This is a genomic window from Vibrio misgurnus (genome assembly GCF_029635775.1).
In the GTDB taxonomy this organism is placed as follows: Bacteria; Pseudomonadota; Gammaproteobacteria; order Enterobacterales; family Vibrionaceae; genus Vibrio; species Vibrio chanodichtyis.
Genome location: NZ_CP113242.1, coordinates 595,936 through 618,215 on the forward strand (window position 1 = coordinate 595,936; position 22,280 = coordinate 618,215).

Sequence of the window (22,280 nt, forward strand, 5' to 3'; positions counted from 1 at the left end):
GCCACATCGATACAGAGTGTCACTCGGAGAGTGGAGTTACTTAATTTGCTGGTGGGGTCGGTTGAACATATGCGGCGGTTCCCCAAAGTGGCACGGTAGATAGACTGTGCTTGAAACTGCCATCGGTTTCTTTGGTGGTATAAGACAAATAGAGCAGGGTTTGATTATCCGCATCATAGATCCGTCTTACTTTCATCGATTTGAAGAAAATGCTTTTGGATTTTTTAAATACGATTTCGCCGGATTTGCTCTTATTAATTTGTGCAATCATGGCTGGGGTGATTTCACCGGTTTGACGGCACGAGATCGAACTGTCACTGGGATCCGATAGGCTCAAATTGGCTTCAATAGACGCAATATGACATGTCACGCCCGTGACAATATCATCACTTAAATTTTCAATTTTCACATCTTTAGATAAAGACATTATTACCAACACTATTACAAAGTTTGATATGATGTTTTAACTCATTAATTTTTAGTAGGTTATAATGATGGGCGAAAAAACTTTAAAAGAAGAAATGTTTCGATACGATAAAACGAAGTACAACGGAATATGTGTACCTTATGCGCGTTTTTCGACAAAAGGGCAATCGAAAGTCGGTAAAAAGTCTCTTGATCGTCAATTATCAAAAGCGAGAGATTTCGCTAAACGTAATAACCTCTTCATTAATGAAGACCTCATCTTTACTGACAAAGGCGTTTCAGGCTATTCAAACCAAGGTGAACTTTCAAAAGCTTTTAAAAATGGGCAGATGGCAACGATGCTTTTGCTGCTTGAAGAAGTTCCTCCAGAAGAGCGTGATAATTTCTACATTACCTTTCATAACTTCGACCGATTCAGTCGAATGTCACCTGATGCGGCTCAGGCGCACTTCAACAAAATCCTGAATCGTGGATTCAAAATCGTCACGACTATAGACAACCAACTCTATGATCGTAGGGATAAAGGTATGTCGAATATGCTTATCTCTATCATCAAAATGACAACCGCTTGGCAAGAGAGCTTAAATAAGTCGATCTATATTACTGATGCCTTGAGTAGAAAGAAAAAGGTCATTGAATATCTTTACAACCACCCATCTCAGAAAGGTAAACATAAGAATATAGGTGTGATGCAACCGTCAATACCTAGATGGGTAGATCAAGAAAATATTATTTATGAGTACATTGCTGCTGATGGTTCAAAACGTACAGACACGTTTAAGAAATTCTCTCTTAATCAACATAAAGCAGAAGTTGTAAGAAGAATCTTCGAGTTGAAACTTGCTGGGCTTGGTTATACAAGAATTTGCCAAAAACTTAATAATGATGGTGTTGAAGTCTTTGAGCAAGGCAGTTTCAAAAAAGCTAAGAAATGGCACCCATACGCAGTCCAAAATATCATCACCTCAGATAAAGTGCTAGGTCACATTACGTTAAAGGAGATGGTAACGGAAGAGTACCACTGTAAAGAAACTGATGAGATTAAGACTAAAAAAGTCAAGAAAGAAGTTACTTCAAAATTAGAGAATTATTATCCAGCAGTTGTTGATGAAGAAGTGTTTAGACTAGCAAACGTGCTTAAGTTCCAAGAGAAAAAGGGAAAGCCGCTAGGGCGCATCGGTGAGAGAACAAACATCTTCGCAACATTTATGAGTTGCTATTGCGGCGCAACGCTTCAATATAGCCGTTCCCAAATTAATAAAAGATCGAACAAAGCACCTGTATATCGAGAGCAGTTACGATGCAATAATGCTTTGGTTAAGAATGGATGTTTTGATGATTACATAAACTATGTAGAACTAGAACAAGCATTTTTCAAATACGTCAATCATATTGACTTTAGACAAGTGTGTTTAGTCGGTGATAAGTCACTTGAGACAGAAATCAAGAACCTTCAAGCTGAAATTACATACCTAAACGGACAAAAGAAAGAGTTAAAGTTAAAGAACTCAGGTCTTGAAAAGACGTTTGAATCAGCAATTAGTCAAGGTCTCAACGCCGACTATGTTCTTATTGCACTAAATGAAGCAAAGAAAAGTGCTGACCTAATCGAAACTAAAATAAATGACCTGAAAGTTAGAATCACTAAGTTACAACTATCTCTCGATTCAAAAGAGTCTGAATTTCTTGATATAGTTGAACATAGTAAGAGAATAAAAAACTCATCGACTGAAACCAAGATAATGATGAGAAAGAAGTTAAACGAGTTTTTACATTCAAAGATTAAATGGATGGAGGTCTGTTCCTCAAAACATAGCAAATTTGTAATTTTATGCTTTCACGACGATGTGATTAGAACGTTCGCATATGGTGAAAACTATGCAAATGATTTAATGTTCAACACGATAAAGATCAGTTACGAAGTAGACGATTCTAAACTTAACTATGAACTATTTCTTATCTACATTCATCAGATTAAACGTTCGTTACGAGGGGAAACTGAAGTCGTTTCTAATGGAGATCTTATCGAAGCTTTACAACGTCTGAAGCGTAAGTTCTACGCTGGTAAAGGGATTGATTATGTTTGATTATGACAAGAGCATATTTGACGGTATCTGTATCCCATATGCACGTTTCTCAACAACGGAGCAAGACAAAGTAGGTCGAAAGTCGCTAGAGCGTCAGCTAGAAGAAGCGAAACGCTACGCAAGTCAAAACAACCTTTATATTAGCGATGATCTCATATTCACTGATAAGGGTGTTTCTGGCTTTGCAAAGCAAGGTCAGCTCTCAAAGACGTTTGAAAAAGGCCAAATGGCGTTATTGCTTGACGTGCTAGAAGATGTGCCATTTAAAGAGCGTGAGAACATATATCTATGCTTTCACGCATTTGATCGATTCTCTAGACAACATCCAGAAGTTGCTTATGAGCAGTTTTCTAGAATTTTAAAGCGTGGATTTAACATCGTAACAACTATTGATGATTGTTTGTATTCAAGTAAAGAAGCAGATCTTGAAAGTATGCTTATATCAATCATCAAAATGTCTAGTGCGCACTACGAGAGTGAGGTTAAGAGCGTATATGTGTCTGATGCTCATAGGCGCAGAAGAGAAACGTTAGAGTATCTTTACAATCACCCAACGCAGAAAGGGAAGCATAAGCATATTGGGCTAAAGCAATCAACAACTCCGCGATGGATTATTGAATCTGAAATCATTTATGATTTTGTTGATGATAATGGAGTAGCAAGAAAAGACTCGTTGAGTAAATTTTCGTTAGATGAAGCAAAGGCCGAAATTATCAATCAGATTTTTGATTGGAAAATTCAAGGCTTAGGTCATACGAAGATATGTCAATTGCTAAACCAAAAAAAAATCCCAACTTTTGAAGATGGAAACTGTAGAAAAGCTGAAAAGTGGCATACTTTTGCGATCTCTAATTTGTTCAAAAACAAAAGCACAATAGGTACATTCACGCTTAAAACTGTAGAAGACGAAGAATATTTTTGTGAATCTGAGCGTATTTTTAAAACACGTTCAAACAAAGTAGATGCGACTTCTGAAATGGAGAATTACTTTCCTGCTGTTGTGACCGTTGAAAAATATGAAGCTGCATTAAAAGTCATTGCGATGAATAATAAAAGGGAAAAAATATCAGAGCCAGAAGACAAAACGCACGTTTTCTCAAAAGTGTTGAGGTGTATCTGTGGTGGACGTCTGGTCTTTAAAGGTACGAGAAAGACTGGCAAAAGCGAGGAAGCTGATTGGTTTGAGTACCTTCGATGTGAAAAAGCAATTCTGAAAGATGGTTGTGATGCAGAGAATATTATTTACAAAGACTTTGAAATGGCATTTTTACGCTTTACCACATCTTTAAACTATACTGTTTTCTCTACGACGCAATCTAAGCTGAAAACGAAGCTCAAAAGACTCAGCATAAAACAATCTTATTTGAACAGTGAAAAAGAACAGTTGTTACTAGAAGCAAAGGGTTTGAAGAAAACTTTTGAAAGTATAGTGACACAGAATCTTGATGCAACCATATTACTTGATTCAATTTCAAAAAATAAATCGTCACTAATTACCGTACAAAATGAACTTGTTAAAATTGACAACCAGGTTAAAGGCCTTGAAATAGAATATGAAAAATCAGGAAAACCAATCGACAAACGAACAATTAAAAAAGAGCTTCGAAGCGAGGACTATTCGAAGCGATTGTTGATGAGAAAAGTAGTAAATCAACAACTAAGAAAAAATGTTGTTCATATGGAAGTTTGTTCAACAAAATTATTGAAGTTTGTGGTTGTGTGTTTTGACGATTATGTAATTCGCACGTATGCGTATCAAGATGAATTTTCATCAGACTTAATGTTTAACTCTATCAAGATTAACATTGAAAACCACGATGAATCGGAGGCATATGATTTAATAATGCATTTGTTTAAGGAAGTAAGGAATTCCCTTTCAGGAAAGAACGCAGTAATTACTAACTTTGATTTGAAAGTCCATTTGTCTGGAATAAAGGAAAAATATTTTAAATAAGTTAAAAGTTAACCGACTTAAAGGTGTAGAAGTACACTATTTGTACGAAGTGAACGAATTGATTATGCGTTTTTCAATGGTATTGTTGGAATCTAGATAAAAATACAGATACAAATGTCGGTCTTTTTTTAGCCATATTTTGTATGTTACATAGTTGATTAAAAATTTGGGAGGGGACTTTATGGCGGTCACACATTACAGCGTCTATCGCTCAGAACATTACAAAAGAGTCAAGCAAGCGATAGACAATGCTACTGAACGTAATGCAATAAACGTTTCGAAACGATACTACTCGAACACACCTGAATTAAGTGAAAACAAAACATTTATTCACTACTTATTAGATGAACTAATAGAGCAATTTGGTGCAAATTACTACTACAGAACAGAAGTAGTAGAAAGTTTGAATCCTGTGAAGTCTCAAATACACAAACAACTCGAAGCAGATCAGCTTTCTATAACTGGATTTGAACAACTATTTGAAATCAATGTTAGATATATTAAAAATCTATATCCTGCTAGGTTCAAATCATTTGAAACCATTGATGAGCTATTTGTGTATCTTATGAGATTTCCAACAATTTCATATATGGTTGATTGTGAAGTATACAATAAGAAGGATGCAATCAAGAAATTAACATTAATTAATGATAATCATTTATAGTAATCAATTGTAGTACTCCATCATCGATCTTACGCATCCGATGATGGAGTAGTCACGACTAGATCTTACTCTGTTGAACTGGTGACTCACAATTAGACATTCGAGACTATCCTTAATTCTGTTTAACTGTCTAAACTTAAGCCTTAAAGGCTAAGGATGGACAGTATGGATAAGAAAGCACTTGAAGCTTTTGCTCGTGAAGCTGCTAAATCAATCAAGACCGAATCTGATCTTAATAACTTCCGTAAGATGTTAACCAAGGTGACTGTTGAGACAGCATTAAATGTGAGCTTGATGAGCACCTTGGCTACGAAAAATACTCTCAAAAACCAAACTCCAATTCCCGCAATGGCTAAAAAGAGAACTCCAATGAACAAAATCAAAGAGGTATTACGCCTTAAGTACGACTGCGGTCTCTCAAATCGCAGCATCGCACTTGCCTTAAACTCGGCCCCTCCACCATATCGGAACTCCTGACTCGCTTTAAACAAAGCCAACTTGGCTGGCCTCTACCCGAAGGTTGCAGCGATGCTGATCTCACGCAGGCGCAGTATCACGGCAAGAAAACCAGTTAGGATAAAGTCATGCCAGAGTTCACGCAATACGCTGTCGAACTCAGACGTAAAGGTATGACGAAGATGTTGCTCTGGCAGGAATATCATGAGCAATATCAAGAGCAAGCTTACGCTTATACTCAGTTCTGCGAGCACTTCACTCGCTGGTTCAAAACCCAAAAGCGCAGCATGCGCCAACTTCATGTGGCAGGTGATAAGCTGTTTATCGATTACTGTGGGCCTCGGCTTCAAGTGGTGAACCCTGACACAGGTGAAGTGAGCGAAGCCGAAATGTTCGTGGCGACCTTAGGCGCGTCCAACTACACCTATGTGGAAGCCTTCCCGAGTCAAGGTAAGTCTTACTGGTTAGAGGCACATGCCAATGCCTTCGAGCACTTCTGTGGCGTCCCCCATCTCTTGGCCCCCGATAATCTACGCAGTGCTGTCACCAAAGCGAATCGTTATGAGCCGAGACTGAACGACAGCTATCAGAAACTGGCGAATCACTATCAAACTGCCGTGCTGCCAGCTCGCCCCTACAAACTATACCTTCAAAGAGCTGAATCTCGCTATCCGAGCGCAGCTGATGGATGAGTTAAACCGACGTGAGATGAAACAGTATGGCGCGAGACGCAAAGCGCTGTTCGACAAACTCGATAAATCTTCATTAAAGCCGCTGCCCAAGCAGCGATACCTCTATACCGAAACGAGACGAGCCAAGGTTGGGCCTGATTATCACATCGAATATCGCCGTCACTACTACTCGGTTCCCCATCAACTGGTTGGCCACCATGTCGAGCTGGAAGCCTCCAACCGTAAGGTGCAGGTCTACCACCAAGGTAACTTGATCGCTCAACATCCTCGCAGCCAAAGGTAACGTGGAAACAGCACTCAACCAGAGCACATGCCGAGTAACCATCAACATCAAAAGTGGTCGCCTGGACGCTTGCTCAACTGGGGAGCCAATATCGGCCCTGCAACGCGAGAAGTCGTCAATAAGATGCTGAACGTTAAGCCTCATCCAGAGCAGGCCTATCGTTCCTGTCTTGGGCTGCTCAATCTGAGTAAAACCCATGGCGAGTCGCGCTTAGAGCAGGCCTGTAAAGATGCGCTGATGCTGACGAAACCGAACTACACCTTCATCAATAATCTGCTGAAAAACAATCGCGAGGGGCAACTGAGCAAAGACACCTCAAGCACACCGAACCTTGTTCACAGCAATGTTCGTGGCCCGAACTGTTATCACTAGGAGAAAAAGGATATGAACGCACTGAACGACCAACTCAAAACCCTGCGCTTAAGTCATGCGGCCAAAGCGTTAGAGCAGCAACCAGCGCCTGTGATCAACAACAAACGGTCAGATACTACCGATTAACTCGCTTGCTCGATGACCTGACCGCAGGTCGTCTGGATGGTAGCTATCAAAAGCAACTGCAATCGTTGGCTAAGAAAGCACTGCTTATCCTCGATGACTGGGGAATGAAAAAACTGACTCAAGAACATGCGGGTCACTTGTTAGAAGTGCTTGAAGACCGCTACCAAAACAGCAGCACAATCGTCATCAGCCAACTACCTGTAAAGTAGTGGTACAACATGATCGGCAACGCCACCGTCGCAGACGCTCTAATGGATCGTCTCGTTCAGGATGGTCAATGAGAAAACTGGCGCCATCCGAACACTTAGAGTAAAAATAGGGAAAGAAAAAAGTGCTGGTTCAGGTGTTCGCAATCAACGAAATACGCAACATGCAAAAACCGTTCAGTTGACTAAGTAAGGTTTACTGGAAAGATAACATTGTTCGGTCACTAGGTTACTTTTTCAGTAGCGTAGTCGTAAATGAACAGGTTATAGCGAATTATGTTAGGCCCAGGGTGAGAAGGATTCTGGTCAACTCCGCATGAGTTGTAACAGTAAGTACCCCGTGCATGCTCGGGGGGATCTACTTCTTATGAAATTTTCCTGTTCTCTATGCATTTCGAGGAGGTTAGCTAAGCTAGGCAGATGGAGCAGATAAACTAGAGGCTAGCGTTATATCGACGAGGTGTTCCTAAACCCTGAAAAGAACATAAACGAGTGATTACGATCACTTAAATATGTGCTTGATTGCCCTTGTTGTGGTTAGTGGTTTCGTAACGGGCTTTAGGCATAGGAGTATGGTGACTGAATAGAGTAGCAGATCAGGTCGTAAGTTTCTGATTGAGTCCCATTGAATCACACAAAAAACTATCAAAATTTGGTAAATTATTTTCTGATGTAAAGAATGAATATTTAGATATAAATATAACGAAAGACGATATTATAAATAATATATTAAGTCATGGATATTTTATTTTTAATATCACTTAATTAAATTGAAATATTATTTGACAGTGATGATAGTGAAGTTTAATATTTACTGAGTTCGAAAATTCTATACGTTTTACATAAGGAGGCCTAAGGAATAGTAGAATAAAGGTAGAGTAATGAAACTCGAGAAGATCTTGCATGAAGAGTTTAATCGCCGACAAAAAATGGATAATCCTCCAAAGGACTATAGAGAAATGATTGTTCGTTCGCTCAAAGAAATAGAGTCTACACCATTTTTTAGGAAAGGAAAGGTTGACTATGCATTCTCTAATGAGATTGTTGAAATCTAATTAAAAGCCAACAAATAATGTTGGCTTTTTTATCATATTAAAAACTACTAGGTAATTGATATCATCGTTGAATTACATCTGTCCCGTAGTATGATTTTTGTTCAAGTTCAAGTTCAAGTTCAAGTTCAAGTTCAAGTTCAAGTTCAAGTTCAAGTTCAAGTTCAAGTTCAAGTTCAAGTTCAAGTTCGGTTTAAAAACACTTTGAACAAATAGTAAAATATTAACGTTGAGTGTTTTTTATTTCTATGTGGATGACACAATAATTAGCATTGAATAAATTATTTCCTTTGTTAATTTTTTATAATAACTAACTACTTATACTATAAGAACAACACTTTTCATGAGTAATTAATGTTTAAGTTTCTTTGATAATTAATTTACTTACGAAGTGAGTAAATTTTAAAATAATATTAATTAATAACTAGCCATGATATTGATTTATAAACGTTTATTTAACTTTCTTATTCGTAATTTCATTTTTTATTTTTGTTGATTGAGTTTATGTATGTTAAAATAAAAGTTGAAATAAGTGTTTTTAAAATTAATAATATAGGTAATAAATTTTGAAGCAAGCTATGTCTGTGAGTTCTATTTGTCCCAAATATCCTCATCAGACGATTCCCTCACAATTCGTTCGGTTGCACTAACACTCTTCGAGGTTAGCGCTATATTAAGCCATTATCGCTTCGCTCAAAAATTTGACATACAATAATTAAAATAAGGAACATAAGCAAATGAGTGATTACATCGATATATTCAATGCTATAGATAAAAATGAACTATTGAAAATAGAGAAAGCACTACAATCTGCAAAAAAAGATAAAATTAAACAAAGGAAATCGGATGAAGATAAGTTTTCTAAATCAGTGAAGATAAACTTTACAGAAATGGAATATAGAACACAAATAGAGAATAAGAAGAAATCAGGCTATAGCACTTTATCTGCTTATATGAGATCTGTGTTAAATAATACGATGGTGGTTAAGCCAGTCGTACTTGAAGCTTCAAAAACCTTTTTTCATAATACATCTAATATTTTTAAAGATATCAGCTCTATTGCTTCATATCTGGAAAATGGAAGCCAGCTTGATAGACAAGAGGTAGAACTAGTTTTCCGAGCATTTGAAGTATTAAAACGAGAATTTCAAGAAACTAGGCTCTTGTTAATAAATTGCTTTACTGAAGATACTGCGTATGAAATAGCAAAGGAGCATATTTCGATCGAAAAATTAGAAAGTTTGATACAAGAAAAAAAGAGAACAAACTATGATATATGAAGAACCTGAACAAAAGAAAAAAAAGCACAATAAGAAGACTGTACATATACTTGTCGATTATATAAAAGGTAACGATGAGCGTGTTGCGAAAAACCTAATTAACTATTCCGCTGGTACTAGCAAAGAGCGTGCTGCAATAACAGAGTTCATATACGCCAACAACATCATCCACATTCCACATGAAGCCAGAACTGCACCAGGGGAGCTATTAGACTTGTCAGAGGCCATTGCGGATATGCAGCAATCAATAGCTCTAAATCCTTCTGTAAAGCAACAGTTCAAGCACATGATAGTTTCTTTAGATACCAACGAACATTTGAGTAACACTCAATGGCAAAAGACTGTCAAGAGGCTTATGGATAAACTCGGATACGACAATTGTCGCTATATATCTTTCAAGCATAATGATACGGACGAAGAGCATGTACATATCGTGACTAGCACTATAGATATGATAACTCGAAAGAAAGTCTCTGACAGCTATAGCTATTATCTTGCACAAGAGGTAATGAGGGAACTTGAAATCGAGTTCGGCCTGCGGCAGTTAGTTTCGAGTATAGATATTTGCTATGACGATAGTTCAAGCATCAATAATGCAAGAGTTAAAACTAAAAAAGCGCAAGTTGCACGATTGATTTCGAGAGCGATTAACCGTCTTAATCATTGCTCAACGCTAGCGGAATTTGTCTTTGCGGTAGAGAAGCAACATCCAGAACTCACAGTCGAAGTACGAGAGAAGGACGGGAAAGTATCTAGCCTTATCTTTAAACTGAGCGACCACCGATTTTCTGCATCTCAGCTAGGTGGAAACCGCAAGTTTACCCTCGGTAAGCTTATAAAAAACGGAATACTATCGGCTGATTCACTCAATTTCGAGCGTTTTAAAGAAGAAATTAATAAGTCAGCTTTGCTATCGCAAAGGCAGAAACGAGAAGCGCATATAAGTTACGTAAAGCGTCAGTCTGACGATAACGGCTGGTTACTTGTTTTGTTCACTGCTAACAAAATTTACTTTAATAAACTGCAAGCGATTTTACAGAACGATCGATTCCATTTTCGCTCTAGAAGGTTTATACAAAGTGGAAATAAAATGTCTTGTGCGATCGCTATTCAGATCAATTTAGTACAACTTAGCGACACATTCTCTGATGTTCTCCGCCAGTTGTTTATTGATTTGTTCTCTTCTATCAGAGATAACAACAACGAGATTCAACACAAGTTAGCTATGCAAACATTCATCAACGATTTCAATTTAGAAGTGATCTCTTTAAAGGAACTTAAAAAATTTGAGTCACAGAAAGATGCTGAAACTTTTTGTACTGAAGAATTGATTGAGTGCAAATTTGAGAGCAAAGGAGAAGCTATTGACATAGTGTAATATATTCATAATTAATTTTTTATCTGTAAGTTAGAAAAGGTTACTTCCAGAGTTAGTTATAAGTAGATGCTCGTTTCATATTAATTATCTTGGTCATTCAATGTAGATCTTTTATTATCTATAGATAATGATCTAGTCATTGTTTTTTAATGTTTGCCTAATGCTTGAAAAATCAATGATTCATCATGGTTAATAAGTAATTTATCAAATTTTCCTGCCAATAATAATAAAATATTAGTTCCTTTGTATGAGATAGATCTTTAAGATCAATATCTTAAAATTATTTTTTTTGGCAAATTTCAGTTTCTTTACTTATATTAATTTAATTGGTATCTTATATTAAAAGATAAAAATAAATGATAAGGTTTTAATCATGGCTAATAACGCAGATGCAATTAATATAGCAGTAGATAAAGAAAGAGATAACATAAACGATGATGGTAAAAATTATACGCCGTACCGACATAGGAAAGGCATGACTCTTTATCTTCGATTAAATATAAATGTAAACAATGAAGATTTTAGAAATGGATCTCCCAAAACAATGGTGATTAATGTTGCTCAAAAACGTATTGATGAGTATCCAAAGTATACATTTGAAGAGTTTATAAATAACAACGCTTTGGCATGTGTGAAGTCGGGGGAGTACGAGATTACTAGAGGGGCCTATGAAAAATTTTTAGCCAAACATAAATACTATTACAGAATATATCATGAAGCAAAAGTGAATGAATGCCGCGGTTACTTCGAGATTGACAGAACGGGAATTAAGAAAGAGGCGGCAAAGATATCAAAGCCAGTTCATGACGTAGCAGATATGGTTGAAAAGCTTGCTTTAGATGGTCTTTTGACTGCTGTAGAAGCACAAGATCTGTATCAGTCAATGTACAGAATTAAACAAGTATTAGACGCATACGTTATGCCTGATATTCTTTTTCAGAATATGCTTTTCTATGATAAAAAATTGACTGATAAAATTAAAACCTACAATAATTTGTTTAATTTTAAAATTTCAAGTAAAGCAAATGCTGATCGCTTTGTTAAACACATGAGCAAAATAGACGGTTTTGAAACTGGTAATAGAGTTAAAAAATTAAGCACTGAAAGAAAGATATTAGAGTCTTTGTGTTCCAGTCTTTAATAAAACCTCATTGATATCTGCCAGATCAACGATCTGGCTTTTCATATTATATGCAAGTGACACTTTGTAATCTAATAGATGAATAGTATTGTTTTCCTGAACATCATGGATTAGTATTCATCATATTCTGCTATCAACATGTAATAGGGGTGATTATGAAGGATGATATTCATGAGCAACTTGGCGTCAATAAGTCATTTCTTAACGAAACATTTGCAATGATCCGTGTGGCAAAAAACGGGGAAGTTTGGGTGCAATATCAAGATAAGATAGATATACCATCCAACACTAAAGCAGTAAATATCGCAGCTGATATCCTTAAACTTATTGCTAGTCATCAAAGTAGTGAATAATGATAGTGAGATTTAAAGATAACTTAAATATTATTAACATGGGTAGACTATGAACTATAAAAGCTAGAATTGGAATAGCCTCGGAAGAACTCGTTCGCAAGTATATATTGGATGTTGCAGCTGGTAAATTAAACCATGTCGAAGATATCCTCGATTCTGGTTTGCATTTTTAACAGAGCTGTCACAGGTTTTAACTAACGATAATATTAAGCTCTTGAATGTGATGGCTTATGAACAACTGATATCGGTATTGTAACTTAGTTCTAAAGAAAAATTTCCATCACGTGATTGCGCTGAATTCTCCCTTTGTTCGCAATGAGCGTTGCGTATCTCGACTTTTAACTAGGTGCAGTCATAGGATCTAAAGCCAATTCCAATCAGCACAGCTCGCAGTGCATTGCCGATGTTTGAATCCTAGTCCACATTCAATGTTTACCCATAGAGTTCCTGGTTTTTGTGTGGTTCGTTAACGAAAACGAAGATTTTTCTTTTGATACATATCTAGGTCCACTAGATTGAGTAGTTGTTTCGATGTAAGTTTCTCTGGCCCTTTCATGTTATATACATGACATCCAGTAGAGACTGTGATGAGAGGCGATGGGGGTGTATATGTCCCTTGTTGTCGTTCGAGGGTTTCATGAACTCGTTTACACCAATCATCTAATTCTTGACGTGACACATTCGGCAACACTGCAAGGAACTCGTCGCCGCCATATCGTGAGATAGATTCGTAAGGTTTCTTAAATTTTTTTAGTGTACTACCGACATAAGACAAAACTTCATCCCCAATCACATGCCCTTCCGTATCATTGATTATTTTAAGATGATCGACATCTATGAAGACTAGCCCTAGTGAGTCCAATTGTTCATTTTTTAAAGACATTTCTAGGTATGACATTCCATATTCACGAGTTTCAACCTTAGTTAGGCTGTCTATTCGAACCTGATTTTCTAAGGAGTACACCTTTTCTCTGAGGCTCTTATTCTCAGCTTCTAAGACACGTATCTGGTTGATGAGATCCTGCCATGTCACCTTAGTAATCGTGCTGATACCAGTGGTTTCAGCAGAGAGATTTTTATCACACGTATTAACAGACATTGTGCACTCCGATGATAAAAGTGTCCTTAATAGAGGTGATCTTAAACCAAAGTACGACATTATGTGTCACATGAAACAACAGATTGACTGTGCGTCAGAATCTGCTCTATTACTCAGGGTGGTTGTTTTATAAACGATTTGGAGCGACACAATTTGACTCATAGCACGTTATAGTGAACTTGTTAGCTCTATGTGTTACTTAGCACTTAACAATAAGTTTCATATTGCTGTATAAGTAATTAATCAAAAAGAATGACATAACAATAATGAATCTCTAAGACCTTTGTTGTTTTTTTAAATCAAGCAATTAAATTTTGAGCAGTTGGGCAAGAACAAGTATGGCTAAACGATCGAGCACTAACGAATCTCTAGTTATCGCGTTTGAATTGCTAAAGCGCATACCCAGATCACATCAGGTGACGGCACGTGAACTACACTGCCAGTTAGAAGAAGTTGGGATTCTTCGAGATCTTAGGTCTGTACAAAGAAGCCTTGAAATGCTTTGTGATCATTTTGATATTTTGCGAGATGATCGAACAAAGCCTTATGGTTATCGCTGGAACAAGGGTTCCGAGAGTTTATCTTTACCAAAATTATCGTCCGTTGATGCCTTGCTACTCAGTTTAGCTCAAGAGCATCTTAAGTACTTATTACCTGCAAACCTTACTTCTTCATTGGATGGTTTTTTTCAAGAAGCGAAATACCAATTGAATCCGACCTCTGGAAGTACCAAAGATCGTGAATGGCTTAAAAAGGTAGCGGTGGTTAGTGAGACATTGCCACTGTTACCGCCGAAAATAGACAGTTTGGTTTTCAGGAAAGTAAGTGATGCTCTGTATCACAATCGTTATCTCACCATTGACTACGTAAACGCAAGCCAAACACAAAAATCATCAATGGTGATGCCGCTCGGATTAGCGCAGCAAGGTCAGCGTTTATATCTAGTTTGCCGTTTTGATGGGTATGACAACGAACGAACGATTGCTATCCACCGCATTAAGAAAGCCACAGTCTCAACATTTGAGTTTGAGAGACCAAAAGAGTTTAAGCTCAGTCAATATTATACGGATGGGCGCTTTGGCTTTGGTGAAGGTGACAAGTGTTCTATTCGATTCTGCATCGCTAAACAAACAGGTTTTTATCTAAAAGAAACGCCACTATCGAGTGACCAAACGATCGAAGAACATCCAGACTATTTCGTTGTGACAGCGACTGTCATAAAGTCAAAGCAATTAGATAGGTGGCTTAGTGGGTTTGGTAACTTGATATGGGATGTAGATATTACTGACTATGAATATGAAACATTAACTTAAGGAGAGAAAGATGGGCTTTTTGATTCATTGGTAAGTGCAGGCAAAGTTGCCGTTAAAGCCGCTGGCTATGCTGTAACTCAAAAAATATTGGAAAACTGGGGAAAGATATCTAAAGCTCCCCGTGACCGTGCATTGATTACTACCATCAAAATAACAAGCAAGAGTCTCAAAACTCCTTGAAGCGAGCATTAGCTATTGCTGCTCTTCAAGACCATAGCTTGTTTAGCCAAGATGAAGATGCAAAAAGACAACTAATTCGTTTGCGCGAAAAGCTTAGTTTAGATGACAGTTCTCACGCAAGAACTCTTATGAGAGCAATAGATAACCTGTAGCGTTAGTTAAACGTTCTCAATTACCCTGCTAAATCGTATTTTAAGAAAGGACAAATATGTTTATTCAGTATCTCAACAGTGAACAACAGGCAATATTGATTACTTTTACTAAAAAAATTATCGCTGTCGATGGACATATCGACGAAAAAGAAGAGCTTATGTTGGAAACAATTCGCTCCCAGTGTGATGTCAACGTGAATTTAGATAGCAACCCCGAATTGGACGAACTGGGACGCTTATTTGAATTTAAGCATCAAAAAGTGGCGTTTATACTGGAACTTATTGGTGTTGCTTATGCAGACGAAACTTACCAAGACAGTGAGAAAGCTGTTATTGGGCATTTGGCAGAAATTCTCAATATTTCACCTAGTCTACTCATTGACATGGAAAGCTGGGTTAAACGCCAAATGATTCTGGTTAAAGAAGCCAACTTACTCATGGAGATATAACGATGCCTTTACCATTTATATTAGCAGGTGCGGCTATTGTTGCAGGAGGATATGGTATTAAAAAGGGTCTCGATGCTAAAGATGACTTTGATACAGCCAAAACTGTCAACCATCGAGCACAAGTTCTGTTTGATAATGCAAAATCCGCACTAGAAGTAGAACGAGATTCAACTCAAAAAGCTATGGAAGATTTAGGACGAGTAAAATACAGAATTTACGATGAGTCGATAATTCCATTTGTTGATACTTTCTCAAAAATTAAGAATATTTCGTTTGAAGGTAATGACTTTGATGATACTGCAAATTTGCCAGTTGTGAGTGCTGGAGAACTTGCAAAGATGCAAACCAGTATACTAGAGATAAAAAGCATTCTTTCAGATGGTATCACGGCTCTTGGTAGTGGCGGACTTGCTGGTTTGGCAGCCTATGGTGGAGTTGGCGTTCTCGGAACGGCTTCGACAGGTACGGCTATAGGTACATTAAGTGGTGCTGCTGCCACTAATGCTACTCTCGCTTGGCTTGGTGGTGGCTCTCTAGCTGCTGGAGGATATGGAATGGCAGGTGGAATGATGGTTCTTGGCGGTGTTGTCGCAGGGCCTGTACTTGCTGTCGGCGGCATGATTATGGCCTCAAAGGCCGAGGCGGCCAAGGAAGATGCCTATTCTAATCTAGATAAGGCAAGGTTAGCTTCAGAGCAGATGAAAGAAGCTAAGGTGGCAACCAGTGGGATACGTCTAAGATTTGATGAAATAAACAAAGCGTTACGTAGCTTAGAGCTTAGATTTCAGCCATTGCTCCAATCATTAAACGAGTTGGTAGAATCGAATACAAACTATAGTGCGTACTCCGAAGAAGATCGTAAGGGTGTAATGATCGCTGCGTCTACTGCAAAAGTTTTAAAGAACTTACTTGAAGCACCTATCATAGACAATGAGGGTACGCTAACACCTGAGTCTCGCAAGGTGTTGGAAGAAACCGCAATAATTATTGCGTAATGTAACTAAATGGGAAGGCAGTAATGCCTTCCTACTTGTTTAATCCAAGGCTTTCCAATCATGAAAAAACAAGATGATTTTGTGTCCATTTTGGGTGGATACACAGCTGACGCTGCTACAAAGAGGTTTACAGAGAGAACATTCAATATTTTTGAAGATAGTGAACATCTAGTCGAACTCGCTCAAAAGTGGAAGAATGTTGCTGCTGATAAGGCTCAAGGCCATATGTTCGAACAGCTTGAAGTCATAAAATTTAACTTGGATGCGCTAAAAAAAGATAGTGAACTTTTCGCCAAGACTACAGCAAGTATGGGCTTTCCAACAGATCCTGTTGACATCATCATTTCCAACGGCAAGGAGACCTTGAGGGAAGTGCAAGCAAAATCCTGTAACAGTGCTGCACGCAGTGCATTCGCATTGTCCAATGAAAAATACCAAGAAATGCAAAGATTGGCACCTCAAGACCAAGTTGAAAAAATTAAAGAATTGCTTGAGAAGAGGATTGAAGCAGGAACCCTTAAGGCCGAAGACTACGAGCAAACTTATAGAAACCTGACGGAATCACTTGAGTATGGAAATGTAAGATCTGCTGGCACAACTTATGATGAGGCGCTAAAGGCCACCGATGCCAATGTTGCAGAAGTCATCGCTAATCAATCTAAACTGGAAGCAGCCTTTGCTGATATGCATGAGTCAGGGAAAAGGGCTGGTAACATAGGCGCAGCATTGAGTGGGGCGACCAGTAGCGTGACAGAGTTTTATCAAGTTTATAACGGTGAGCGTGAGCTAGGAGAAGCAACAGTAAATATTGCAATATCGACAGCAAAAGGTTACGCGACTGGTTATACAGTAACAGCATTAAGTAAAGGTATAACACACTCTGCGACGCATTTTTTAGGTGCTGGAGTGTCAAAAGCGTTAGCAAGAAGCAATGCCCCAGTCGCAATTGCCTCAGGGATTATTAGTTCTAGTAAGTCGATGATTAGTTACCTAAAAGGAGACATAGAGCTAGAGCAACTTAGTGATGAAATTACACATACCGCAATAACCAGTTCAGCGTCATTCTATTATGGTGCCCTTGGTCAAGTTATGATTCCTATCCCAGTCGTTGGTTCCATTGTCGGGGCTGGCGTCGGATATATGATTGGCAATTTGATCCATCAATCAGGTCTAGTAGCTCTGGGTGATAGTCAATTAGTGAAAATTGCGAAAGAGAGAAGACGTCAGATACAAGCTCTTTGCCTTGCAGCTGTTCCTCAAATTCGACAAAATCGTTTAGCACTTCAGCAGCAACTTGATCAGCATTTTGAATTAAGAAAACAATTATTCATGTCTGCATTTGATTCATTTGATCTGGGAGTGAATGATTGGGAACCAAATCAATGTTTAGAAGCATTGAATACGATAGGTGATCAATTTGGTTCTGTTTTACCATACAAATCTTTTGAAGAATTTGATCAAATGATGTGCTCAGAGGATTCATTTAAATTCTGATGAGCTACTCATTCCCTTGCTATCAATGTGGTAAATGCTGTTCTAACGTCCATCTCTCTGATGAAACGAAGTTTCTTGATAGGGGAGATGGGTGCTGTAAGCATCTCGATTTAGATACAAAGCTCTGTTCTATCTATGAAGATAGGCCAGATATTTGTCGGGTCGAATTACAGTATCTGTCTCGGTTTTCAAAACAGTATGCCTGGGACCACTTTGTCGAACTAAATTTAGAGATATGTGCAGCGCTTCCTGAGAGAATCAGTTCTGACCCACAAGAGTGACTGGTTACTTGTTCTTTGCGGCAGTAGCCGCATTTGGTAATTTCTAACGCCATAAAGTTACTAAATCGCCTAAAAGGCAAGATGGAAAGCTATTTCTATTTGCTTACCTTTGTGATCAGCTGAAATTCCATACCAGACCGCTTATTATTACGGACTCTATAGCGGGTCGGATACTTATCAAAAAAGTCAGAGAGTTTCTTTAATTCGTAGTTCCTAGGGTCAAAATCTGGCTTCAATCTCTTTAAATATTTGCCGACTTCCCCTAGTTTAGCCCAACCAGTCTCATCTCTATAATTTTGCCATGCTTGGTGCATTAATCGCCAGAGTTCACGTTCTGCGTCTTGAGCTGAGCTAGATTGTACTTCTTTAATCTCAACGTCAGGATTTAGGTTCTCTATCGCTACAAAGTCATCACAAGCGTTTTTAAACGCAGTCGGTGTCATTGCTTTTCCGACACCAATGACGTGTATTTCTGATTCTCTTAACCTTGTGGCAAGGCTAGTGAAGTCACTGTCACTGGAAATTAAAGCAAAAGCATCAAACCTGTGGGTATATAATAGATCCATTGCATCAATAATCATTAACGAATCTGTCGAATTTTTTCCAGACGTATACGCAAACTGTTGCTTTGCTTGAATTGCTAGTTCATTTAACGGCTGTTTCCAATTTTTCAAATGTTCAGAAGAGAAGTCGCCGTATGCCCTTTTAACGATTATTTGTCCAAAGCTAGATAATTCTTCAATGATCAGGCTCAACTTTGAGTGGGGAGTATTTTCGGAATCAATAAGTACTGCGATTTTTCTGTGTCCCATAACCTGTGTAGCCATCTAGTATTTAGTTAGTTGCACTATATAAGCATACGTCAATCGAATTCAGAATAAGCTTACAGGGTTAGGTATGCCTGAAACTCAGTGTATTGTATAAAAGTTGCTCAACTTTAGGCTCTTTGATTTCTCGTCGGAATTACGCAACAAAGCCTACCGTTGGATAAAACATTTCGATTCAATGACAGGATACATGAGGTAAGTAGTCGGTTTATTATGTTAAACCCTGCTCAAATAAAAAAAGAGATTGTGACTCATGAGAAGGTAAAGGCTCCAGCTATTAGGTTAGTTGATATCAAGAATGATATGAAAAGCCTAACATCGGTTACCGATGTAAAGAAACGAAAAAAGCAAGCTTATCTAATAGCTTTAGAGCGAGCTTTGGCAACGTTGAATCGATCGGCTGCTCATAAAGGGACAAGGGCATCTGTGCTTATCATTGGTCGTTTTCGCCAAGAAAATACACCAGAATTTAGTGATATAAATCTCAACAAATATTCGTATTCATACTTAACCGTTAATTTTGTCACTGCTCATGCCAGTAAGGGCTTAGAAGCCGATTATGTCATTTTGTTTGGTGTTGAAACAGGTGCATTTCCATCGAATAGAGAAAATGACGAGCTGATCGATTTGGTTTTGCCAAATAAAGAAAACTTTATTCACGGTGAAGAAAGGCGTCTATTTTATGTGGCGTTAACGAGAGAAAAACATTTTGTCTATGTATTATTTGACGGCGAAAAGAGTAGTCCGTTCTTATCTGAAATGGCAAAGTTTGGTTTGCAATATGTTGATGATAAATTAGCAAAATGGAGTTGTAGTCAGTGTAAAACGGGTAAGCTGAGGCCAATTACCACCAAGCACAATAAAACGCTTTATAAATGCTCCTTTGCACCCGCTTGTGATACGTTAATCAATAGTTGTAAGCATTGCAACTCACCTTTAGAAATCTATGCCGAAGGTTTTAGGCGATGTCTTGGGTGCGGTGAGATTGAAATTGGTTGTTTACGTTGCGGAATTGGGACGATGGTGGCTCGTTGCGAAAATGATCCAAATCGAGAAACATTTTATGGTTGTAATCGTTTTAGGCGCGGTGCAGACGATTCTTGTGGTGAAAATATTAGAATTAAGGCGTATGAAATGAGAGTAAATAAAGCGAAGATGCTAATTAAAAAGCTTGATTCAAATAACGAGCTTTGATATCAGATCTAATCTGACAGACATATGCTGCATTTTCTGAAAGAGAGTAATCAACACGAATCTTATTCTTTAAAAAAGACATTCACCTCAACATTAAGAACCACGGCCAGGTTGTGTAAGATTTCATCTGTCACACGTATCATACCTGTTTCAATTTTTGCCAATTTACTACGAGTCATATCCATACCGCGTAAGGTTGCAATACGCTCAACATCCTGCTGAGACAACCCTTTGTCTATACGGGTCTTTTTTATATTTTCACCCGTGATATTTTTTGATTTTGTGATCGGATTCATAATATTCAATGCACCTGAATGGGTGCATTGAAATATCTCAGATAGTACTATACGAGTGTGCACCCATATGGGTGCATGTTGTATTTATAAAAGGAATAGTACAGATGACTGATAAAAAGACTTTACTCGCAGTGAGTTTGGCAGGGATCATTACAGGATGCGGGGGAAGTGATGGCGATACAGGTAGCAATACTTCAGCACTAAAGGCTCAAATTATTGATGGTTATTTAGTCAATGCGGAAGTGTATGTTGACCGCAATGGTAATAAGGTAGCCGATGAAGATGAGAAGCTGGAGGGAACAACGAATGGGGAAGGCTACATTAATCTAGCTGAAAGCGATAAAGATTATGTGCTCATTGCCCGCGCTGTAGCAGGCCAAACGTTTGATACAGATAAAGGCGGCACCATTACAGCAAGCTTTGAATTAGCGGCACCAGCAGGTGCTATGGTACTCAACCCTTATACAACACTTGCTGTTATTGAAGATAAAACCATTGATGAAGTTGCTACCGAGCTAAATATCAATTCAGCTTTGATATCTGGAGACTACGTAAAAGCGAAAAGTGGTAACGATGCCGACGAAGCGAAAAAGGCACATCTAGTGGCTCGCTCTTTAGCCCTTAAGTTAGAAGATAATATTACTCAATCGGCTTCTAATGTCAGCACGATAAAGACCGAGTTAGCTAATATCCAAAGTCACGTTGATTCAGAAGTGAACAAAGGGACAGATCTTGATGGGATTATCATCAAAGATGGGAATGTGGCTGATGCTCCCAAAGTCGCTCGAGAATTACTTGTGGGTAACACTTATGACTCGATCCCGACTAATTCCTCCTATTTTGCAGATGAAGGTGTATTACAGGTAACATTTTCGGCTGATAAAGTATCGTGGCTAGATGATAACGGTGCTCCTGCAGGAACTATGTCAATTGAATACACCTACAGTGGGTACCAAACCGATGATGGGCATGAAGAAATTCTCTTTGTTGCTGATGACTTCTACCTTTCAGTTACCCCACAGAATGACATGACTTTAATGGCAAGTAATACACTGGGTATCAATGAAAATAGCTATCCTCAAGATACCAACATTGCTACCGCTGATTTCACAGGTAAAACGCTTTATCACTTCTGGGATGATTCTACTACGTTTTTGGCACAGCCTAGTCTATCTAAATTTGCCTTTAACAACGATGGTACAGTTACTGTTTCGGAAAGAAATATCCGAGGAAGTTGGGTTGAACATGCGGTGGTTAAGTGGGAAGTAGTCAATGCTCAATTGATTATGGATGTGCCACAAGAGGCCGACAAACAATTTACTTGGTCGTTTAGTACCCTACAGCACGATGGCTTACGTATTGCGTATGATGATCGTCGGATCCCTCTCTTCTTTACAGAAAATGAAGATCTTGCTGCTAGCCTATATCTGAAGTGGGTCGCTTTATCAAAATAATTTAATACCATCTCCTCAAGCTGTCTTGGGGAGATGTTTCCCAATTAGTATAATTAAACAGAAGTAAGATAATGAT

19 protein-coding genes and 3 pseudogenes are annotated in these 22,280 nt (G+C 38.2%); 18 read left to right on the plus strand and 4 right to left on the minus strand.

The genetic code is table 11. The features are described from left to right. Positions 1-40: 40 nt before the first annotated feature. Complete coding sequence (locus tag OOK74_RS14410; protein WP_278183364.1) at positions 41-427, minus strand: CreA family protein; 387 nt, start codon at positions 425-427, stop codon at positions 41-43. A 64-nt stretch (positions 428-491) separates the two neighbouring features. On the opposite strand from OOK74_RS14410, the gene OOK74_RS14415 reads away from it, so the two are divergent. From OOK74_RS14415 to OOK74_RS14465, 11 genes and pseudogenes are all read left to right on the plus strand, one after another. Then, the gene (locus OOK74_RS14415; RefSeq protein WP_278183365.1) at positions 492-2,513 is read left to right on the plus strand and encodes a recombinase family protein; all 2,022 of its coding nucleotides are present in this window, start codon (positions 492-494) and stop codon (positions 2,511-2,513) included. Next, positions 2,506-4,467 (plus strand): recombinase family protein, encoded by a 1,962-nt coding sequence (locus OOK74_RS14420; protein ID WP_278183366.1) that lies wholly within the window; start codon positions 2,506-2,508, stop codon positions 4,465-4,467. The genes OOK74_RS14415 and OOK74_RS14420 overlap by 8 nt, the downstream gene beginning before the upstream one ends. Before the next feature lie 181 nt (positions 4,468-4,648). Beyond that, positions 4,649-5,131 (plus strand): hypothetical protein, encoded by a 483-nt coding sequence (locus OOK74_RS14425; protein ID WP_278183367.1) that lies wholly within the window; start codon positions 4,649-4,651, stop codon positions 5,129-5,131. A gap of 165 nt (positions 5,132-5,296) precedes the next feature. Further along, a pseudogene (locus OOK74_RS14430) lies at positions 5,297-5,484 on the plus strand (transposase); the annotation flags it as partial. Next, a pseudogene (istA, locus tag OOK74_RS14435) lies at positions 5,480-6,934 on the plus strand (IS21 family transposase). The pseudogenes OOK74_RS14430 and istA, both read left to right, overlap by 5 nt. Before the next feature lie 77 nt (positions 6,935-7,011). Beyond that, a pseudogene (locus tag OOK74_RS14440) lies at positions 7,012-7,373 on the plus strand (ATP-binding protein); the annotation flags it as partial. Between the two features lie 774 nt (positions 7,374-8,147). After that, positions 8,148-8,321, plus strand: coding sequence for a hypothetical protein (locus OOK74_RS14445; protein ID WP_158108835.1), 174 nt, complete (start codon positions 8,148-8,150; stop codon positions 8,319-8,321). 734 nt (positions 8,322-9,055) lie between these two features. Continuing rightward, positions 9,056-9,598, plus strand: a complete 543-nt coding sequence (locus tag OOK74_RS14450; protein WP_148538141.1) for a chromosome partitioning protein ParA — start codon at positions 9,056-9,058, stop codon at positions 9,596-9,598. Further along, on the plus strand, positions 9,588-10,976 hold the full coding sequence (locus OOK74_RS14455; protein WP_278183368.1) for a relaxase/mobilization nuclease domain-containing protein: 1,389 nt from the start codon (positions 9,588-9,590) through the stop codon (positions 10,974-10,976). Before OOK74_RS14450 ends, OOK74_RS14455 begins: the two co-directional genes overlap by 11 nt. 373 nt (positions 10,977-11,349) lie before the next feature. Continuing rightward, positions 11,350-12,117, plus strand: coding sequence for a hypothetical protein (locus tag OOK74_RS14460; protein WP_278183369.1), 768 nt, complete (start codon positions 11,350-11,352; stop codon positions 12,115-12,117). Between the two features lie 155 nt (positions 12,118-12,272). Continuing rightward, positions 12,273-12,470: a hypothetical protein gene (locus OOK74_RS14465; RefSeq protein ID WP_278183370.1), complete on the plus strand. Its 198-nt coding sequence runs from the start codon at positions 12,273-12,275 to the stop codon at positions 12,468-12,470. A gap of 466 nt (positions 12,471-12,936) precedes the next feature. Here the strand turns inward: OOK74_RS14465 and OOK74_RS14470 are convergent, their stop codons facing one another. Then, positions 12,937-13,569, minus strand: a complete 633-nt coding sequence (locus tag OOK74_RS14470) for a GGDEF domain-containing protein (RefSeq protein ID WP_278183371.1) — start codon at positions 13,567-13,569, stop codon at positions 12,937-12,939. Positions 13,570-13,907: 338 nt separating this feature from the next. On the opposite strand from OOK74_RS14470, the gene OOK74_RS14475 reads away from it, so the two are divergent. From OOK74_RS14475 to OOK74_RS15135, 5 genes are all read left to right on the plus strand, one after another. Next, complete coding sequence (locus tag OOK74_RS14475) at positions 13,908-14,882, plus strand: helix-turn-helix transcriptional regulator (protein WP_278183372.1); 975 nt, start codon at positions 13,908-13,910, stop codon at positions 14,880-14,882. A gap of 388 nt (positions 14,883-15,270) precedes the next feature. Further along, positions 15,271-15,663, plus strand: coding sequence for a TerB family tellurite resistance protein (locus tag OOK74_RS14480; RefSeq protein WP_278183373.1), 393 nt, complete (start codon positions 15,271-15,273; stop codon positions 15,661-15,663). A 2-nt stretch (positions 15,664-15,665) separates the two neighbouring features. After that, positions 15,666-16,658, plus strand: coding sequence for a hypothetical protein (locus OOK74_RS14485; RefSeq protein ID WP_278183374.1), 993 nt, complete (start codon positions 15,666-15,668; stop codon positions 16,656-16,658). Between the two features lie 60 nt (positions 16,659-16,718). Beyond that, complete coding sequence (locus OOK74_RS14490) at positions 16,719-18,152, plus strand: hypothetical protein (RefSeq protein WP_278183375.1); 1,434 nt, start codon at positions 16,719-16,721, stop codon at positions 18,150-18,152. After that, positions 18,152-18,433 carry a YkgJ family cysteine cluster protein gene (locus OOK74_RS15135; protein WP_074189981.1) on the plus strand — a complete coding sequence of 94 codons (282 nt, stop codon included), beginning with the start codon at positions 18,152-18,154 and terminating at the stop codon, positions 18,431-18,433. Before OOK74_RS14490 ends, OOK74_RS15135 begins: the two co-directional genes overlap by 1 nt. A gap of 95 nt (positions 18,434-18,528) precedes the next feature. Here the strand turns inward: OOK74_RS15135 and OOK74_RS14495 are convergent, their stop codons facing one another. After that, positions 18,529-19,245, minus strand: coding sequence for an NYN domain-containing protein (locus OOK74_RS14495; RefSeq protein ID WP_347403818.1), 717 nt, complete (start codon positions 19,243-19,245; stop codon positions 18,529-18,531). Between the two features lie 228 nt (positions 19,246-19,473). Between OOK74_RS14495 and OOK74_RS14500 the strand changes: the two genes are divergently transcribed. Beyond that, a complete protein-coding gene (locus OOK74_RS14500) occupies positions 19,474-20,454 on the plus strand; it encodes a 3'-5' exonuclease (RefSeq protein ID WP_278183377.1) in 981 nt (326 codons plus the stop codon). Positions 20,455-20,516: 62 nt separating this feature from the next. Here OOK74_RS14500 and OOK74_RS14505 read toward each other — a convergent pair whose 3' ends face one another. After that, the gene (locus OOK74_RS14505) at positions 20,517-20,750 is read right to left on the minus strand and encodes a helix-turn-helix domain-containing protein (RefSeq protein ID WP_278183378.1); all 234 of its coding nucleotides are present in this window, start codon (positions 20,748-20,750) and stop codon (positions 20,517-20,519) included. 104 nt (positions 20,751-20,854) lie between these two features. On the opposite strand from OOK74_RS14505, the gene OOK74_RS14510 reads away from it, so the two are divergent. Beyond that, on the plus strand, positions 20,855-22,204 hold the full coding sequence (locus OOK74_RS14510) for a hypothetical protein (protein WP_278183379.1): 1,350 nt from the start codon (positions 20,855-20,857) through the stop codon (positions 22,202-22,204). The last annotated feature ends 76 nt before the right edge of the window (positions 22,205-22,280 follow it).

Bases quoted from the DNA above. Each gene is read 5' to 3' on its own strand.
- OOK74_RS14500 (WP_278183377.1), top strand. From the start codon at position 19,474: ATGTTAAACCCTGCTCAAATAAAAAAAGAGATTGTGACTCATGAGAAG.
- OOK74_RS14420 (WP_278183366.1), top strand. From the start codon at position 2,506: ATGTTTGATTATGACAAGAGCATATTTGACGGTATCTGTATCCCATAT.
- OOK74_RS15135 (WP_074189981.1), top strand. From the start codon at position 18,152: ATGAGCTACTCATTCCCTTGCTATCAATGTGGTAAATGCTGTTCTAAC.
- OOK74_RS14460 (WP_278183369.1), top strand. From the start codon at position 11,350: ATGGCTAATAACGCAGATGCAATTAATATAGCAGTAGATAAAGAAAGA.
- OOK74_RS14480 (WP_278183373.1), top strand. From the start codon at position 15,271: ATGTTTATTCAGTATCTCAACAGTGAACAACAGGCAATATTGATTACT.
- OOK74_RS14510 (WP_278183379.1), top strand. From the start codon at position 20,855: ATGACTGATAAAAAGACTTTACTCGCAGTGAGTTTGGCAGGGATCATT.
- OOK74_RS14505 (WP_278183378.1), bottom strand. From the start codon at position 20,750: ATGAATCCGATCACAAAATCAAAAAATATCACGGGTGAAAATATAAAA.
- OOK74_RS14415 (WP_278183365.1), top strand. From the start codon at position 492: ATGATGGGCGAAAAAACTTTAAAAGAAGAAATGTTTCGATACGATAAA.
- OOK74_RS14465 (WP_278183370.1), top strand. From the start codon at position 12,273: ATGAAGGATGATATTCATGAGCAACTTGGCGTCAATAAGTCATTTCTT.
- OOK74_RS14425 (WP_278183367.1), top strand. From the start codon at position 4,649: ATGGCGGTCACACATTACAGCGTCTATCGCTCAGAACATTACAAAAGA.
- OOK74_RS14495 (WP_347403818.1), bottom strand. From the start codon at position 19,245: ATGGGACACAGAAAAATCGCAGTACTTATTGATTCCGAAAATACTCCC.
- OOK74_RS14475 (WP_278183372.1), top strand. From the start codon at position 13,908: ATGGCTAAACGATCGAGCACTAACGAATCTCTAGTTATCGCGTTTGAA.
- OOK74_RS14485 (WP_278183374.1), top strand. From the start codon at position 15,666: ATGCCTTTACCATTTATATTAGCAGGTGCGGCTATTGTTGCAGGAGGA.
- OOK74_RS14450 (WP_148538141.1), top strand. From the start codon at position 9,056: ATGAGTGATTACATCGATATATTCAATGCTATAGATAAAAATGAACTA.
- OOK74_RS14490 (WP_278183375.1), top strand. From the start codon at position 16,719: ATGAAAAAACAAGATGATTTTGTGTCCATTTTGGGTGGATACACAGCT.
- OOK74_RS14410 (WP_278183364.1), bottom strand. From the start codon at position 427: ATGTCTTTATCTAAAGATGTGAAAATTGAAAATTTAAGTGATGATATT.
- OOK74_RS14470 (WP_278183371.1), bottom strand. From the start codon at position 13,569: ATGTCTGTTAATACGTGTGATAAAAATCTCTCTGCTGAAACCACTGGT.
- OOK74_RS14445 (WP_158108835.1), top strand. From the start codon at position 8,148: ATGAAACTCGAGAAGATCTTGCATGAAGAGTTTAATCGCCGACAAAAA.
- OOK74_RS14455 (WP_278183368.1), top strand. From the start codon at position 9,588: ATGATATATGAAGAACCTGAACAAAAGAAAAAAAAGCACAATAAGAAG.